Here is a 15,596-nt window from a genome sequence, read left to right as displayed (position 1 = left end):
TGGTCTGCTTGGTCTTGTAGCCGAGACCGTCGAGCAGGACCTGGGTCATGGCGCTGGTGGCGATCACGTCGGTCCAGTTGACCACCCCAAGGCGCACGTTCTGGCAACTGGCGGCGTCGGCGGCCATGGCCCCTGAACTCAGAAAAACGCTACCACTTAGCGCAAGCACACAATGGCTGATCAGTCGTTTCATGATGCTTTCCTCGGCAGGTCGTTATTGTCGGTCCCGGCGTCTTGGTGCGCAGGTGTTGCCAAGGTACGCAGGCGTCGCAGGCGGTAAACGCACAGCGGCGACCGACTCTTGCACTGCAGCGACCTGGCCCCTTGTGGCTGTGGGGCATTTGGCGTATCACAGGGCCCACGCTGGCCGTCACCGGAGTGCGTTGCATGTCCCAGGACTTCTACTTCCTGCTGATGCCGGGGTTCTCCGCCATCGGTTTCATTTCCGCCATCGAGCCGCTGCGGGTGGCCAATCGTTTTCGTGGCGAGCTATATCGCTGGCATGTGCTCAGCGCCGACGGCGGCGCGGTGCTGGCCAGCAACGGCATGTCGGTGAATGTCGATGCGGCCCTGGAGCCGCTGAAGAAGGGCGCAACCTTGTGGGTGGTGGCCGGTTTCGAGCCGTTGAAGTTCCTGAGTCCTGCTCTGGAACATTGGCTGCGGCGCCTGGATGTGGAGGGCGTGACTCTCGGGGGTATCGACACCGGCAGCGTGATTCTCGCGGAGTCCGGGTTGCTGGAAGGGCACCGGGTAACCCTGCACTGGGAAGCCATCGAGGCCTTCAAGGAGTCTTATCCACAGCTGAGCGTGACCCAGGAGTTGTTCGAGATCGATCGTCGGCGCATCACCTGTGCCGGCGGCACCGCGTCCATCGACATGATGCTCGACCTGATCGCCCAGGCCCACGGCCCGGAACTGGCGATCCAGGTCAGCGAGCAATTCGTGCTCGGGCGCATCCGCCCGCGCAAGGATCACCAGCGCATGGAAGTCGCCAGCCGCTACGGCATCAGCAACAAGAAACTGGTGCAGGTGATCGGCGAGATGGAGCAGCACAGCGAGCCGCCCCTGAGCACCCTGGCCCTGGCGGAGTCGATCAAGGTCACCCGACGTCAGCTGGAGCGGCTGTTCCGCCTGCACTTGAACGATACCCCGAGCAACTTCTATCTGGGCCTGCGCCTGGAGAAGGCCCGGCAACTGCTGCGCCAGACCGACATGAGCGTGCTGGAGGTGAGCATCGCCTGCGGATTTGAGTCGCCGTCCTACTTCACCCGCAGTTACCGCGCGCGTTTCGTGCACTGCCCCCGTGAAGACCGGCGCCTGCAAGGGAGCGGCCGGGAGTCGGTTTGACAGGGGTTTATAGTTAATTATACTCGCGGCTATAAATTATAGTCCTGGCAATAATTGAGTATAAAACCATGTCGAAAAACACCGGTTTCGTGTTTCGTCGTCCTGCTCTGGCGCTCAATATTGCCGATGGCCTGGTGGGCTCGGGGATTCAGGATTACAGCTCGGGGCTGTTCCTGGCGGCGCCTCGGCGCACCGGGAAAAGTACCTTTCTGCGCGAGGACCTGCTGCCCGAGTGCCAGAGCCGTGGCTGGCTGGCGGTTTATGTCGACCTTTGGGCCAATCGCGAAAAAGACCCCGCCGAGCTGATCGCCGCGGCCATAGCCGGGGCGCTGGTGCCTTTCGAGAAAGGCATTCGCAAACTGGCCAAGTCCCTGGGGGTGGAGAAGCTCAGCTTTCTGCGCACCCTGTCCTGGGACTTCAGCAAGTCCCAGTTGCCCGAAGGCGCGACCCTGACCCAGGCCCTGGAATTGCTCCACAGCGCCGCGGGCAAGACGGTGGTCCTGGTGATCGACGAGGCCCAGCATGCCTTGAGCTCGGAGGCCGGGTTGAATGCCATGTTCGCGCTCAAGGCGGCCCGGGATCAGCTCAATCAGGGGCGGGACATGGATACCAGCGGCCTGCGCCTGGTGTTCACCGGGTCCAATCGCGACAAGCTGGCCCATCTGGTGCTCAACCGTAACCAGCCATTCTTCGGTTCGAGCATCACCCCGTTCCCGCTGTTGGGGCGGGATTTCACCAAGGCCTACACCGCCCATCTGAACGCTCATCTGGCGCCCACCAATCAGTTCAATGCCGAAGATCTGGACCAGGCTTTCGAATGGGTTGGCCGGCGTCCGGAAATGCTTCGCAGCATCATTGGCCAGGTGGCCCTGGAACTGGGGGAGGCGAGCCAGCTCAACGAGTTGTTGCGCAGCAGTGCCGAGATTCTCCGAGCCGGGGTCTGGAGCGAATTCGAAAGCGCCTGGAACGGTCTGACCCTGTCCCAGCGGGCGGTGCTGGAAGTGATGGTCGAGCGCTCGCGCAACAACCTGCCGTTCGCACCCTTTACCGACGACACCCTGGCGGCGGTGGCCAAGGCGTTGCAGGCCATGGGCAGCGAGACGCAACCGGGCACCCAGACGGTGCAAGCCTGTATCGATGCCCTGCGGGAAAAGGAGCTGGTGTGGAAGTCCAGCCGGGGCGCCTATGCCCTGGAAGACAATTCATTCGCCGACTGGCTGCAGCATTATCGGCGCAGCGCGTAGCGGCCTCTGCGCCGGCAAGCCGGCGCCTACCGCTTACTTTTTCAGCAAGGCCGCGCAGGCGGTCTTGTAGGCCTCGTGCTGGTATTTGTTGAGGCTCGCCGGCAGGCTGAAGTCGTGCTTCTTGTGCTGGGCGTTGATGGTCTGTGGCGACAGCAGGGTCACTTCGCAGTGTTCCAGCAGCTGCAGCACGCCTTCGATCTTGAAGGTGGTAGGGCCGCCGGCGAATTCGCCTTTCTTGCTGCGTTTCTTGATGGCGATGCGGGTAATTCCGTGTTCACGGACAAAGGCGCCGATCCGGGCGGCGAAGGCCCGGACATTGCCCGCTTCATCGTCGTCTTCCAGGGCGATTTTCTTGATGGCCAGCGCCTGGTGTTGCGGCGCGCCGTCTTGCAGGGAGGCGAGGGCGAAGATGGCTTCGCTGCCCTTGATCTCGATACCGCAGATGCTCATGAGTAACCCTTTCAATCGTTGAGTGGGGCGCAGCTTACAGCTCCAGCTGGTCGGCGCGTATACCGAAGACGGCGGCAATTTTTTCCCGGGTGGTCTTGCGGGGGCGGGCCACGCTCTCTTGTTGGGCGAAGGCCGGCTGAGAGATCCCCAGACGCTTGGCAACCTCGTCCTGGGTCAGGTGCAGGTGCTCGCGCCAGGCCCGGATCGGCGTGGCGCCATCGACCATGCGACTGACCACCCCGTGGGGGATCAGATCAGCCTCCTTCTGCTGCGCAACGTACTGCGCGTAGGGAATCACCACGAACGCCGGCTTGCCGTCCGGGCCATGGATGATCTGGATGTCAGTAGGTGCGTTCATCACGTTTTTTGACCTCTTGAACACTGACGATATGGATAACCCCGTCCCAATCGAACAGCACGCGGTACTGGCCAACCCGCAGGCGATAGGCATAGGTGTGGCCGGACAGGGCTTTGACGTTGCCACTGGCGGGCATGTCGGCCAGCAGGGCGATCGCGTCACGAACCTGGACCTGATGTTCGGGGTGCAAACGCAGCAATTGCTTGACCGCTTTTCTACTCCAGAGGATTTCGTTCATGGCGGACTATATAAGCCTTTTATAAGGATTGCGAATCCTTGCTTATATTTACTGCCCGGCCAAGCTTAGAACCTTGTCCCTTTGTTGCCCGTGCCGCCGTTACCAGGTCGTGGACTGCCCGCGCCGATCCACTTCATACACCTTGTGCCGCAGCAGGCGTTCCTTGAGCCAGCGTTCGGCCTTGCCCATCACGCGTTGTCGGGCCCAGAGCAGGTCCACGCCCACCAGCCAGTCGGTGTGGGGGTAGGCGCCCAGTTGCAGTTCCACCAGTTCGCCCTGGGCCAGTTCACGCTGGATCAGTTGCCGGGGCAGGGTGGCCCAGCCCAGGCCGGCGCGGACCATCTCCAGCAGCGCCAGGTAGTTTTCCGCCTGCCACAGTTGGCTGCAGCGCAGGTACTCGCTGCTGGGCAGCTTGTCGGCATGGGCGCTGAAGGCCAGGCGCCGGTGCACATGCAGGTCGTCGAAGGTCACGTTGTCCAGACGGGCCAGGGGATGATCCGGGTGGCAGACGTGCAGCATGATCAGCTTGCCCATCTGCTGGAACTCCAGCTCCTGGGGATAGCCCGGTTGCGAAAAGGCGATCCCCAGCACCGCATCGCCACGGGCCACCAGCTCGCTGGCATCTCCGGACAGTGGGTGACGGATCAGTAGGTCGACATAGGGGAAGGCCTGCTCGAACTCGCGCAAGGCCGGCATCAGCGGGCCGTAAGGGGTTTCGATGACGATGGACAACTGCGGCTCCAGCACCTGCGACAGACCGTCGGCGTTGGCCTGCAGGGTCAGGCAGCGCTCCAGCACCGCCTCGGCCTGCAGCAGCATCTTCCGTCCGCTGGCGGTCAGCACCGGGTTGCGGCTGCTGCGGTCGAACAGCTCCACCCCCAGATCGGCCTCCAGGTTGGCAATGGCCACACTGACCGTGGACTGGGTCTTGCCCAGCTTGCGTGCAGCGGCCGAGAACGAGCCGGTTTGTGCGGCCTGAACGAACATCTGCAGTTGTTCCAGTGAAAAGCGCATCGCGTCTCCCGACCCCAGGACAGGGTTGTCCAATCCATCGTTAAAAACGATGGCTGCTCATTTGTTTCATCGCATTCAAGCACAGATCATGGGCGCCGACGTTCGTACATCCTGCCGGGGCATTGCTCCCGGATGCCTGCCAGAACAACAACAAGAGCTGCACCTTCAGGAGATCTGCGACATGAACATTCCCCGGGTTCACCCAGTGGACGAGGTCCTGCCCGTCCGCCAGTTGTTCACCTTCGGCTTGCAGCATGTGCTGGTGATGTATGCCGGTGCGGTGGCGGTGCCGTTGATTCTAGGCAATGCCCTGGGCCTGACGCCGGCCCAGGTGGTTTTACTGATCAACGCCAACCTGCTGACGTCCGGTATTGCCACCCTGATCCAGACCCTGGGCTTCTGGCGGTTCGGCGCACGCTTGCCGTTGATCCAGGGCTGCTCCTTCATCGCCCTGGCGCCGATGATCATGATCGGCAAGCAGTTCGGCCTGGCCGAGGTGTTCGGCGCGGTGATCGCCGCCGGGGTCCTCACCATTGCCATGGCTCCGCTGTTCAGCCGCCTGCTGAGGTTCTTTCCACCGGTGGTGATCGGCAGTCTGATCACCATCATCGGCATTTCCCTGATGCCGGCGGCGGCCGTCTGGCTGGGGGGTGGCAACCCCGCCGCCGAGGATTTCGGCGCACCGGCCAACCTGCTGCTGGGGCTGGCCACGGTGGCGGTGACCCTGGTGATCTACGGCAAGTTCTCCGGCTTTATCGGCAACCTCAGTGTGCTGATCGGGCTGCTGGTGGGCAGCCTGATCGCTGCGGCCTTCGGCATGACGCACTTTGCCCAGGTGGGCGACGCGGCCTGGTTCGAGCTGAGCCCGCCCATGGCCTTCGGGGTTCCGCAATTCTCCCTGATGCCGATCCTGATCATGACCCTGGCGATGCTGGTGATCATGGCCGAGACCACCGGCAACTGCCTGGCCATTGGCAAACTCACCGGCAAGCCCATGACCCAGCGCACCCTGGGGGACGCCTTTCGCGCCGATGGCCTGTCCACCATGCTCGGCGGCCTGTTCAACAGCTTTCCTTACAACGCCTTTACCCAGAACACCGGGCTGATCGCGCTTTCCAAGATCAAGAGCCGCTTCGTGGTGGCGGCAGCCGGCGCAATCATGGTGCTCATGGGGCTGTTTCCCAAGCTCGGGGCGCTGGTGGCTGCGGTGCCGACCCCGGTACTGGGCGGCTGCGCCATCGTCATGTTCGGCATGACCACCGTGGCCGGCATCCAGGAGCTGTCACGGGTGAAGTTCGAGGGGACGCGCAACGGCATCATCGTCGCGGTGTCGGTCAGTGTCGGTGTGCTGCCGATGTCCTTTCCAGCGTTGTTCGCCCATGCCCACGGGCCCCTCAAGCTGCTGCTGGAAAGCGGCATCTTCCTCGGCGCCATCAGCGCCATCGTGCTCAACCTGTTGCTCAACCCCCGTACGTCCGACGCCGAAGAGTTGGCAGCCCATCCCGGGCTTGGCGACTGAAAACGGCTATCAGCCCGTCTTTTTCGGCGGGTTCCTGTCCATGAAAAGGAGGTCAAGATGACCCAGATTCTCTCCCCTATCCCTGCCGGCGTCAGCGAACTGGACCTGCAACTGCTGCGTCAGAGCATTGAACTGGCCGAAGAGGCCAAGGCCCGCGGCCGTCACCCCTTCGCTGCCCTGGTGGCGGACCGCAACGGCAAGATTGTCGCCAGTGCCGGCAACAACTCGATGCCCCCCGAAGGCGATCCGACCCAGCACGCCGAACTTGCCGCCGCCGCCAAGGCCGCCAGGCTCCTGGGCCCCGAGGAGCTGGCCCAGTGCACCCTGTACACCAGCGCCGAGCCCTGCTGCATGTGCGCCGGGGCCATCTACTGGACCGGCATTGGTCGGGTGGTCTACGCCTTGTCCGAGCATGCCTTGCTGGCACTGACCGGCGATCACCCGGAAAACCCGACCTTTTCCCTGCCATGCCGTGAAGTCTTTGCCCGGGGGCAGCGGCAGATCCCGGTGTTGGGGCCAATGCTGGAAAACGAAGCGGCCCAGGCTCACATGGGGTTCTGGAAATGAACGGCGGAGTATCCATCCACGTGGTGGATGTCGCCAGCGGCAAGGTGGCCGCGGGCATGCAGGTTCGGGTGCGCCGCCTGGGCGAGGAGTGGCTCTGCCAGGGGCCGATTGCCGACAACGGCCTGCTGGCTCCGCTGAGCGAGCTGGCGGCCCGCTTCGACCGGGGCGTCTACGAGGTGGAACTGGACGTGGCGGCGTTCTACCGAGCCCAGGGCCAGGCCTCGGGGCAAGTGCCGTTTCTCGATGTGCTGGTGTATCGCTTCGGCCTGGATGATCCGCGCCAGCACTACCACCTGCCGTTCAAGCTGACGGCCTGGGGCGTCTCGTGCTTTCGCGGCGGCGCCTGATCCCACCCCGCAGCCCGTAGGAGCGAGCTTGCTCGCGAAGTTTTTCCCGCCGCGACATGGGTCGGGGTCGGGCATGCTTCGCGGGCAAGCCCGCTCCTACAGGGGCGGGTCATTCCTGGGCGATGGACTCGATGAACTCCGAGCGTTCGTCGCTCATCCGCGCCAGGCAATCATTGGTGGCGATGGTGTAGGCCTTGGTTCCGGGCCTGGCCGGGAAGGATTCCACCGCGCAGTCGGCATCGCGCTGCTTCTGCCACAGCTGCTGGGCGTTCTTGACCTTGGCACTGATGTCGCTCAGTTGCGCCTTGTCGTTGCCGTACAAGGTACCGAGGCGCTCCAGCAGGCTCTGCACGTTGTCATCCAGCAACTGCTCGGCGGTGGTCCGGTTGTAGGTGGCGCACTCCAGGGTCTGCATGTCGTTTTCCACGCCGTCGCAGGGAGAACTGTCGGTTTCTTCGGCCGCCTGCACGCCAGTCGCCATCAGAACCAAGGCCAGGAAGATCGGTTTCATTGCAGCGCTGCCTCTAATCCAGTGAAGCTTTCGTTGGAGCGGCGAATTCTGGCGCAAGCCCCAGGCAATGAACAGAGGGCGCCACGCCCCCGCATCCGGCCCTTTGTCGGGTCTTGACGCTTTCGGCAATTCCCCTGTCGTTTTTGCACCGGGGCGCCCCGGTCCTCAAGCATATGCTGACCCCAAAGCGCCGGCAGACGATTCGGCGCATGAATCGCCAATAAGGGGACAGCCTGATGAGCCCAGCCGAATTACACGCCGACAGCATCGTTATCGACGGGCTGATCATTGCCAAGTGGAACCGCGAGCTGTTCGAGGACATGCGCAAGGGCGGCCTGACCGCAGCCAACTGCACCGTGTCGGTTTGGGAAGGTTTCCAGGCCACGGTCAACAACATTGCCTCCAGCCAGAAACTGATCCGCGAAAACAGCGACCTGGTAATGCCGGTGCGCACCACCGCGGACATCCGCAAGGCCAAGGAGGTGGGCAAGACCGGCATCCTCTTCGGCTTCCAGAATGCCCATGCCTTCGAAGACCAGATCGGCTATGTCGAGGTGTTCAAGCAGCTGGGCGTGGGCATCGTGCAGATGTGCTACAACACCCAGAATCTGGTGGGCACCGGCTGCTACGAGCGTGACGGCGGGCTCTCGGGTTTCGGCCGCGAGATCGTCGCCGAGATGAACCGCGTCGGGGTCATGTGCGACCTGTCCCACGTCGGTTCCAAGACCAGCGAGGAAGTGATCCTCGAATCGAAAAAACCGGTCTGCTACTCCCACTGCCTGCCGTCGGGGCTCAAGGAGCACCCGCGCAACAAGTCCGATGCCGAACTGAAGTTCATCGCCGACCACGGCGGTTTCGTCGGCGTGACCATGTTTGCGCCGTTCCTGGCCAAGGGCATCGACTCCACCATCGACGACTACGCCGAAGCCATCGAGTACACCATGAACATCGTCGGTGAAGACTCCATCGGCATCGGCACCGACTTCACCCAGGGCCATGGCCAGGACTTCTTCGAGTACCTGACCCACGACAAGGGCTACGCCCGCCGCCTGACCAACTTCGGCAAGATCATCAACCCCCTGGGCATCCGCACCGTGGGCGAGTTCCCCAACCTCACCGAGACCCTGCTCAAGCGCGGCCACAGCGAGCGCGTGGTGCGCAAGATCATGGGCGAGAACTGGGTCAATGTCCTGAAAGACGTCTGGGGCGAGTAAACCTCTCCAGCCCCCTTATCCGATTTCCCCCTGCCGTTCGCGCAGGGGCATTCACTGAATTTCTGGAGTCACGTTTCCATGGCCAAGATCGCCCCGCAATTGCCTATCGAAGTCGACAGCGAAACCGGTGTCTGGACCTCCGACGCCCTGCCGATGCTCTACGTGCCACGGCATTTCTTCGTCAACAACCACATGGGCATCGAGGAAGTGTTGGGCGCCGATGCCTACGCCGAGATCCTCTACAAGGCCGGCTACAAGTCCGCCTGGCACTGGTGCGAAAAAGAAGCCGAATGCCACGGCCTGGAAGGCGTCGCGGTGTTCGAACACTACATGAAGCGTCTGTCCCAGCGCGGCTGGGGCCTGTTCAAGATCCAGGACATCGACCTGGATAAAGGCACCGCCAGCGTCAAGCTCGAGCACTCGGCGTTCGTCTACGTGTACGGCAAGGTCGGGCGCAAGGTGGATTACATGTTCACCGGCTGGTTCGCCGGGGCCATGGATCAGATCCTGGAAGCCCGTGGCAGCAAGATCCGCACCGTGGCAGAGCAGGTTTACGGTGGTTCCGAAGAAGGCCACGACGATGGCCTGTTCGTCGTCAAACCGTTGTAAGCGGAGTTAAGAAAAATGGCTTTCGAAGCGATGTTCCAGCCGATCCAGATCGGCAAACTGACCATCCGCAACCGTGTGCTCAGTACTGCCCATGCCGAGGTCTATGCGACTGACGGCGGCATGACCACCGAGCGCTACGTGAAGTACTACGAGGAAAAGGCCAAGGGCGGCATCGGCCTGGCGATCTGCGGTGGTTCTTCGGTGGTGGCCATCGACAGCCCCCAGGAATGGTGGAGCTCGGTGAACCTCTCCACCGACCGCATCATCCCGCACTTCCAGAACCTGGCCGACGCCATGCACAAGCATGGCGCCAAGATCATGATCCAGATTACCCACATGGGCCGGCGCTCACGCTGGGACGGTTTCAACTGGCCGACCCTGATGTCGCCGTCCGGGGTGCGCGAGCCGGTGCATCGCGCCACTTGCAAGACCATCGAGCCGGAAGAGATCTGGCGGGTGATCGGCAACTACGCCCAGGCCGCGAGCCGGGCCAAGGCCGGTGGCCTGGACGGTGTCGAGCTGTCGGCGGTGCACCAGCACATGATCGACCAGTTCTGGAGCCCGCGGGTCAACAAGCGCACCGACGAATGGGGCGGCACCTTCGAGAAGCGCATGCGCTTCGGCCTGGAAGTGCTCAAGGCGGTACGCGCCGAAGTGGGCGACGATTTCTGCGTGGGCATGCGCCTGTGCGGCGACGAATTCCACCCGGACGGCCTGTCCCACGAGGACATGAAGCAGATCGCCAAGTACTACGACGACACCGGCATGCTGGACTTCATCGGCGTGGTGGGCTCGGGCTGCGACACCCACAACACCCTGGCCAACGTGATCCCCAACATGAGCTTCCCGCCGGAGCCGTTCCTGCACCTGGCGGCGGGCATCAAGGAAGTGGTCAAGGTGCCGGTGCTGCACGCACAGAACATCAAGGACCCGAACCAGGCCACGCGGATTCTCGAAGGCGGTTACGTCGACATGGTGGGCATGACCCGCGCCCACATGGCCGACCCGCACCTGATCGCCAAGATCAAGATGGGCCAGATCGACCAGATCAAACAGTGCGTCGGCGCCAACTACTGCATCGACCGCCAGTACCAGGGCCTGGACGTGCTGTGCATCCAGAACGCCGCCACGTCCCGTGAATACATGGGCGTGCCGCACATCATCGAGAAGACCACCGGCATCAAGCGCAAGGTGGTGGTGGTCGGCGCCGGTCCTGCCGGCATGGAGGCCGCCCGTGTCGCCGCCGAACGTGGCCACGACGTGACCCTGTTCGAGAAGAAGGAAGCCATTGGCGGGCAGATCACCACGGCCTCCAAGGCCCCGCAACGGGACCAGATCGCCGGTATCACCCGCTGGTACCAGCTGGAACTGGCGCGCCTGAAGGTCGACCTGCGCCTGGGCACCGCGGCGGACACCGCGACCATTCTCGACCTGCGCCCCGACGTGGTGGTGCTGGCCGTGGGCGGTCATCCGTTCATCGAGCAGAACGAGCACTGGGGCGCCGACGAAGGGTTGGTGGTCAGCAGTTGGGACATCCTCGACGGCAAGGTGGCACCGGGCAAGAACGTCTTGGTCTACGACACCATCTGTGAGTTCACCGGCATGTCGGTCACCGACTTCATCGCCGACAAGGGTTCGCAAGTGGAAATCGTCACCGACGACATCAAGCCGGGTATCGCCATTGGCGGCACCTCGTTCCCCACCTACTACCGCAGCCTGTACCCCAAGGAAGTGATCATGACCGGGGACCTGACCCTGGAGAAGGTCTACCGCGAGGGCGACAAGCTGGTGGCGGTGCTGGAGAACGAATACACCGGTGCCCGCGAAGAGCGGGTGGTGGACCAGGTGGTGGTGGAGAACGGCGTGCGTCCGGACGAAGAGCTCTACTACGGGCTCAAGGAAGGTTCGCGCAACAAGGGCCAGATGGACGTCGAGGCGCTGTTTGCGATCAAGCCGCAGCCGTGCCTGAGCGAGACGGGGGAGGGCTACCTGTTGTTCCGCATCGGCGACTGCGTATCCCAGCGCAACACCCATGCCGCGATCTACGACGCACTGCGCCTGTGCAAGGATTTCTAAGCCACTTCCTGTAGGAGCCGGCTTGCCGGCGATCGGCACTGGCGAGATACCGCGAGCTGCCTGATCGCTGGCAAGCCAGCGCCTACAAGGCCCCAGGTCTTTGGGAGCTCCACCATGTTGAACACCCTTCTTCCCATTCTGTTGTTCGCCGCCGTCGGCCTTGCGGTCCTCGGCGCGCTGCGACGCGTGGCCATGTGGCGCCGGGGGCGAGCCTCCAAGGTCGATCTGATCGGCGGCCTGCTGGCCATGCCCAAGCGCTACATGGTGGATCTGCACCATGTGGTGGCTCGGGACAAATACATGGCCAACACCCACGTGGCCACGGCGGGCGGTTTCGTCCTGGCGGCGGTGCTGGCGATCCTGGTCCATGGTTTTGGTCTGCATAACCGCATCCTCGGCTACGCCTTGCTGCTGGCCACCACGCTGATGTTCGTCGGCGCGCTGTTCGTCGCCAAGCGTCGGCGCAACCCACCGGCACGCCTGTCCAAGGGCCCGTGGATGCGCCTGCCGAAAAGCCTGCTGGCGTTCTCGGTGAGTTTCTTCCTGGTGACCTTGCCGGTGGCTGGCATCCTTCCGGAACACTTCGGTGGCTGGCTGCTGGCGACGATTCTGGCGGTCGGTGTGCTGTGGGGCGTGTCCGAGCTGTTTTTCGGCATGACCTGGGGCGGGCCGATGAAGCACGCCTTCGCTGGCGCCTTGCACCTGGCCTGGCATCGGCGCGCCGAGCGCTTTGGTGGCGGACGCTCCACCGGCCTCAAGCCGTTGGACCTGGAAGACCCAAGCGCGCCTTTAGGGGTGGAAAAGCCCAAGGACTTCACCTGGAACCAGCTGCTGGGTTTCGACGCCTGCGTGCAGTGCGGCAAGTGCGAGGCGGCATGCCCGGCCTTCGCCGCCGGCCAGCCGCTGAACCCGAAGAAGCTGATCCAGGACATGGTGGTCGGCCTGGCCGGTGGTACCGACGCGCAGTTCGCCGGCAGCCCTTACCCTGGCAAAGCCATTGGCGAACATGGCGGCCATCCGCACCAGCCCATTGTCAACGGCCTGGTGGACGCCGAGACCCTGTGGTCCTGCACCACCTGCCGGGCCTGCGTCGAGGAATGCCCGATGATGATCGAGCACGTCGATGCCATCGTCGACATGCGCCGCCACCTGACCCTGGAGAAGGGCGCGACGCCGAACAAGGGCGCCGAGGTCCTGGAGAACCTCATCGCCACCGACAACCCCGGCGGTTTCAACCCCGGTGGAAGGATGAACTGGGCGGCGGACCTGAACCTGTCCCTGCTCAGCGAAAAACCAAGCACCGACGTGCTGTTCTGGGTCGGCGACGGCGCCTTCGACATGCGCAACCAGCGCACCCTGCGCGCCTTCGTCAAAGTGCTCAAGGCGGCCAAGGTGGACTTCGCCGTGCTCGGCCTGGAAGAGCGCGACAGCGGCGATGTGGCCCGGCGCCTGGGTGATGAAGCAACCTTCCAGCTGTTGGCCAAACGCAATATCCAGACCCTGGCCAAGTACCGCTTCAAGCGCATCGTCACCTGCGATCCCCACAGTTTCCATGTGCTGAAAAACGAGTACGGCGCCTTCAACGGCAACTACCTGGTGCAGCACCACAGTACCTACCTGGCCGAGCTGATCGGCGCGGGTGTGCTGAACCTGGGCCAGCACAAAGGCAGCAGCGTGACTTATCACGACCCGTGCTACCTGGGTCGTTACAACGGGGAATACGAAGCGCCGCGCGAGGTACTGCGGGCCCTGGGCATCGAGATCAAGGAAATGCAGCGCTCGGGTTTCCGTTCCCGTTGCTGCGGCGGTGGCGGCGGCGCGCCGATCACCGACATTCCGGGCAAGCAGCGCATACCCGACATGCGCATGGAAGACATCCGCGAGACCGGCGCCGAGCTGGTGGCCGTAGGTTGCCCACAATGCACGGCCATGCTCGAAGGGGTGGTGGAGCCGCGGCCGATGATCAAGGACATCGCCGAACTGGTGGCCGATGCCTTGCTCGAAGACGCCGCCCCGGGCAAAGCGCCGGCGTCGGTGAAACCCGAACCTGCGGAGGTGCACTGATGAGCGACATTATCCGCCGCGATCCCCGGGCCGAATGGATTGCCCGCAACCGCCTGCACCCGCTGCATGCGGCCATGCAGCCGGCGCAGCACAGCTGGATGGGGCCCAATGGCCTGATCCGCAAGAATCCCCATGGCATCGGTTTCATCGGTCCCAACGGTCTCAAGCGCATCGACCGCAGTGGCGCCCAGCAGGGCGGCAGCGCCAAGCGCACGGCGGCGGCCGAGGTGCAGTTGCCACTGCATCAAGTGGCGCAGCCGGCGTTCTACATCAGCGTGGTGCCGGATATGGTCGGTGGCCGCCTGAGCAGTCACGACCGCGACCTGCTGGGCCTGGCCCACCAGTTGGCGGGCCAGGACGGCGCGGTGCTGGCGGTGGTGTTTGGCGAGCACAAGGAGTCGGCCTTTGCCACGGCGGGTGTCGACCGCCTGTTGGTGCTGCAAGGCAGCGAGTTCGACGGTTATGCACCGGAACAACGGGTACAGGGGCTGCGGGCTGTGGATAACCAGTTCAGCCCGCGCCATTGGCTGCTGCCTGACAGCCGCACCGGGGGGGGCGAACTGGGCCGGCGCTTTGCCGCGGCCCTGGGCGAACGCCCGGCGACCCGGGTCTGGCAGGTCAAGGACGGGCAGTGCATCGGCCGTGCCGGCGCCGGTCTGCAGGACCTGGCGCGGCCGGTGGCACGTTTGATACTGGCCGCGGCCGAATGCGCCGAGCCGGTCAGCGAAAGCCGCCACGAAGCCTTGTCGGTGGAGTTATCCACAAGCTTGGCTCGCAGTCTGGCGCGGATCGAGGATTTGGGCGCGGTGGCGGTGGACCCGGCGGCGATTCCCATGGCCGAGGCCGAGTTCATCTTTTCCGGGGGCAACGGGGTCAAGGACTGGCCACTGTTTCACCAGACCGCCGCGGCCCTGGGCGCTACCGAAGGCGCCTCGCGGGTGGCGGTGGACGACGGCTTCATGGCCCGGGATCGGCAAGTGGGGGCCAGCGGTATCTGGGTCACCGCGCGGGTCTATGTGGCGGTGGGGATTTCCGGGGCGATCCAGCACCTGCAGGGCATCGGTGCCTGCGACAAGGTGGTGGCCATCAACCTCGACCCGGGCTGCGACATGATCAAACGCGCCGACCTCTCGGTGATTGGCGACAGCGCGGAAATTCTCAAGGCCTTGATCGCGGCGGTAGCGGCCTACCGCAACGACGCCAAGCGCGATGCGGCTTAAGGGGACGTTATGAACAGCAATGTGATCAGCCTGGTATCGATTGGCGCTCACCCGACCTCCGGCCGTCCACGGCGGGCCGAACAGGATGCCCGGGCGGTGGAACTGGGTCTGCAACTGGCAGGGGACAAGCTGCAAGTGCTGCATGCCGGTGACGTCGCCGAGCCGGCCCTGCGCGCTTACCTGGGCATGGGCCTGGAGCAGTTGCATGTGCTGGAACAGCCGGCGGGCGCCGATGCCCTGCCGATCCTGACCCAGTACCTGCGAGACGCGGGCGCCCAGGTGGTGCTCACCGGCAGCCAGGCGGAAACCGGCGAAGGCTCCGGCATGCTGCCGTTCCTGCTGGCGGAAAACCTCGGCTGGCCGCTGGTGGTGGGGCTGGCGCAAGTCGAATCCCTGGCCGACGGCGTGGCCCACGTCCTGCAAGCCTTGCCCCGTGGCCAGCGGCGGCGACTCAAGGTGCGCCTGCCGTTCCTCGCCACTGTGGATAACGCCGCGCCGAAACCGCGCCAGAGCGCCTATGGCCCGGCGCGCCGTGGCCTGTTGCAGGCCGATCAGGTCGTGGTGGTGGAAGACGAGTTACTCACAGCCTCCAGCCTGCAACCGGCCAAACCCCGGCCCAAGCGCCTGAAAGTGATCAAGGCCAAGAGCGGCGCGGATCGCATGAAGGCCGCCACCGCCAAGGCCAGCGGCGGCACCGGCCAGGTACTCAAGGGCGTCAGCCCGGAGGCCGGCGCCGAAGCGATTCTCAAATTGCTCATCGAAGAAGGCGTCGTCCGCTGAACTCAGGTTTATGCACAACCCTCGGGCTGTGCACCCAC

16 protein-coding genes and 1 pseudogene are annotated in these 15,596 nt (G+C 64.0%); 11 read left to right on the top strand and 6 right to left on the bottom strand.

From position 1 onward, the window contains the following. A pseudogene (locus tag BLX41_RS35970) lies at positions 1-193 on the bottom strand (glycine/betaine ABC transporter substrate-binding protein); the annotation flags it as partial. 194 nt (positions 194-387) lie between these two features. Here BLX41_RS35970 and BLX41_RS21985 point away from each other — a divergent pair. Together BLX41_RS21985 and BLX41_RS21980 are read left to right on the top strand one after the other, a co-directional pair. After that, on the top strand, positions 388-1,347 hold the full coding sequence (locus BLX41_RS21985) for a GlxA family transcriptional regulator (protein WP_123726589.1): 960 nt from the start codon (positions 388-390) through the stop codon (positions 1,345-1,347). A 68-nt stretch (positions 1,348-1,415) separates the two neighbouring features. Further along, positions 1,416-2,591, top strand: a complete 1,176-nt coding sequence (locus tag BLX41_RS21980; RefSeq protein WP_123726588.1) for an AAA family ATPase — start codon at positions 1,416-1,418, stop codon at positions 2,589-2,591. 33 nt (positions 2,592-2,624) lie between these two features. On the opposite strand, the gene BLX41_RS21975 is transcribed toward BLX41_RS21980, so the two are convergent. From BLX41_RS21975 to BLX41_RS21960, 4 genes are all read right to left on the bottom strand, one after another. Further along, positions 2,625-3,041 (bottom strand): DUF3010 family protein, encoded by a 417-nt coding sequence (locus BLX41_RS21975; protein ID WP_123726587.1) that lies wholly within the window; start codon positions 3,039-3,041, stop codon positions 2,625-2,627. Positions 3,042-3,075: 34 nt separating this feature from the next. Continuing rightward, positions 3,076-3,399, bottom strand: a complete 324-nt coding sequence (locus BLX41_RS21970) for a helix-turn-helix domain-containing protein (RefSeq protein ID WP_123726586.1) — start codon at positions 3,397-3,399, stop codon at positions 3,076-3,078. After that, positions 3,383-3,637 carry a type II toxin-antitoxin system RelE family toxin gene (locus BLX41_RS21965; protein WP_060844832.1) on the bottom strand — a complete coding sequence of 85 codons (255 nt, stop codon included), beginning with the start codon at positions 3,635-3,637 and terminating at the stop codon, positions 3,383-3,385. Before BLX41_RS21965 ends, BLX41_RS21970 begins: the two co-directional genes overlap by 17 nt. 99 nt (positions 3,638-3,736) lie before the next feature. After that, the gene (locus BLX41_RS21960) at positions 3,737-4,651 is read right to left on the bottom strand and encodes a LysR family transcriptional regulator (protein WP_123726585.1); all 915 of its coding nucleotides are present in this window, start codon (positions 4,649-4,651) and stop codon (positions 3,737-3,739) included. 181 nt (positions 4,652-4,832) lie between these two features. On the opposite strand from BLX41_RS21960, the gene BLX41_RS21955 reads away from it, so the two are divergent. The 3 genes from BLX41_RS21955 to BLX41_RS21945 are packed head-to-tail and all read left to right on the top strand — an operon-like array spanning position 4,833 to position 7,084. Then, entirely contained in the window at positions 4,833-6,170 is a 1,338-nt protein-coding gene (locus BLX41_RS21955; protein WP_123726584.1) for a nucleobase:cation symporter-2 family protein, read from the top strand. A 57-nt stretch (positions 6,171-6,227) separates the two neighbouring features. Next, complete coding sequence (locus tag BLX41_RS21950) at positions 6,228-6,737, top strand: nucleoside deaminase (RefSeq protein WP_123726583.1); 510 nt, start codon at positions 6,228-6,230, stop codon at positions 6,735-6,737. Continuing rightward, a complete protein-coding gene (locus tag BLX41_RS21945; protein WP_123726582.1) occupies positions 6,734-7,084 on the top strand; it encodes a hydroxyisourate hydrolase in 351 nt (116 codons plus the stop codon). The genes BLX41_RS21950 and BLX41_RS21945 overlap by 4 nt, the downstream gene beginning before the upstream one ends. Positions 7,085-7,193: 109 nt before the next feature. On the opposite strand, the gene BLX41_RS21940 is transcribed toward BLX41_RS21945, so the two are convergent. Continuing rightward, on the bottom strand, positions 7,194-7,595 hold the full coding sequence (locus BLX41_RS21940) for a lysozyme inhibitor LprI family protein (RefSeq protein WP_123726581.1): 402 nt from the start codon (positions 7,593-7,595) through the stop codon (positions 7,194-7,196). A gap of 236 nt (positions 7,596-7,831) precedes the next feature. Between BLX41_RS21940 and BLX41_RS21930 the strand changes: the two genes are divergently transcribed. The 6 genes from BLX41_RS21930 (at position 7,832) to etfB (ending at position 15,558) form a co-directional block, all read left to right on the top strand. Further along, entirely contained in the window at positions 7,832-8,809 is a 978-nt protein-coding gene (locus BLX41_RS21930; protein WP_123726579.1) for a dipeptidase, read from the top strand. A 78-nt stretch (positions 8,810-8,887) separates the two neighbouring features. Further along, a complete protein-coding gene (locus BLX41_RS21925) occupies positions 8,888-9,418 on the top strand; it encodes a 4-vinyl reductase (protein WP_102881098.1) in 531 nt (176 codons plus the stop codon). A gap of 15 nt (positions 9,419-9,433) precedes the next feature. Beyond that, complete coding sequence (dgcA, locus tag BLX41_RS21920; protein WP_123726578.1) at positions 9,434-11,494, top strand: dimethylglycine demethylation protein DgcA; 2,061 nt, start codon at positions 9,434-9,436, stop codon at positions 11,492-11,494. 114 nt (positions 11,495-11,608) lie between these two features. After that, on the top strand, positions 11,609-13,558 hold the full coding sequence (gene dgcB / locus BLX41_RS21915) for a dimethylglycine demethylation protein DgcB (protein WP_123726577.1): 1,950 nt from the start codon (positions 11,609-11,611) through the stop codon (positions 13,556-13,558). After that, positions 13,558-14,778 carry an electron transfer flavoprotein subunit alpha gene (gene etfA, locus BLX41_RS21910; protein WP_123726576.1) on the top strand — a complete coding sequence of 407 codons (1,221 nt, stop codon included), beginning with the start codon at positions 13,558-13,560 and terminating at the stop codon, positions 14,776-14,778. Before dgcB ends, etfA begins: the two co-directional genes overlap by 1 nt. A 9-nt stretch (positions 14,779-14,787) precedes the next feature. Next, positions 14,788-15,558, top strand: coding sequence for an electron transfer flavoprotein subunit beta (etfB, locus tag BLX41_RS21905; RefSeq protein ID WP_123726575.1), 771 nt, complete (start codon positions 14,788-14,790; stop codon positions 15,556-15,558). Positions 15,559-15,596: the final 38 nt, after the last annotated feature.

The organism is Pseudomonas protegens (assembly GCF_003732485.1).
GTDB classification, from domain to species: domain Bacteria; phylum Pseudomonadota; class Gammaproteobacteria; order Pseudomonadales; family Pseudomonadaceae; genus Aquipseudomonas; species Aquipseudomonas protegens_B.
The sequence above is the reverse complement of the archived record's forward strand: the minus strand, read 5'-3'. Positions and strand labels throughout refer to the sequence as shown.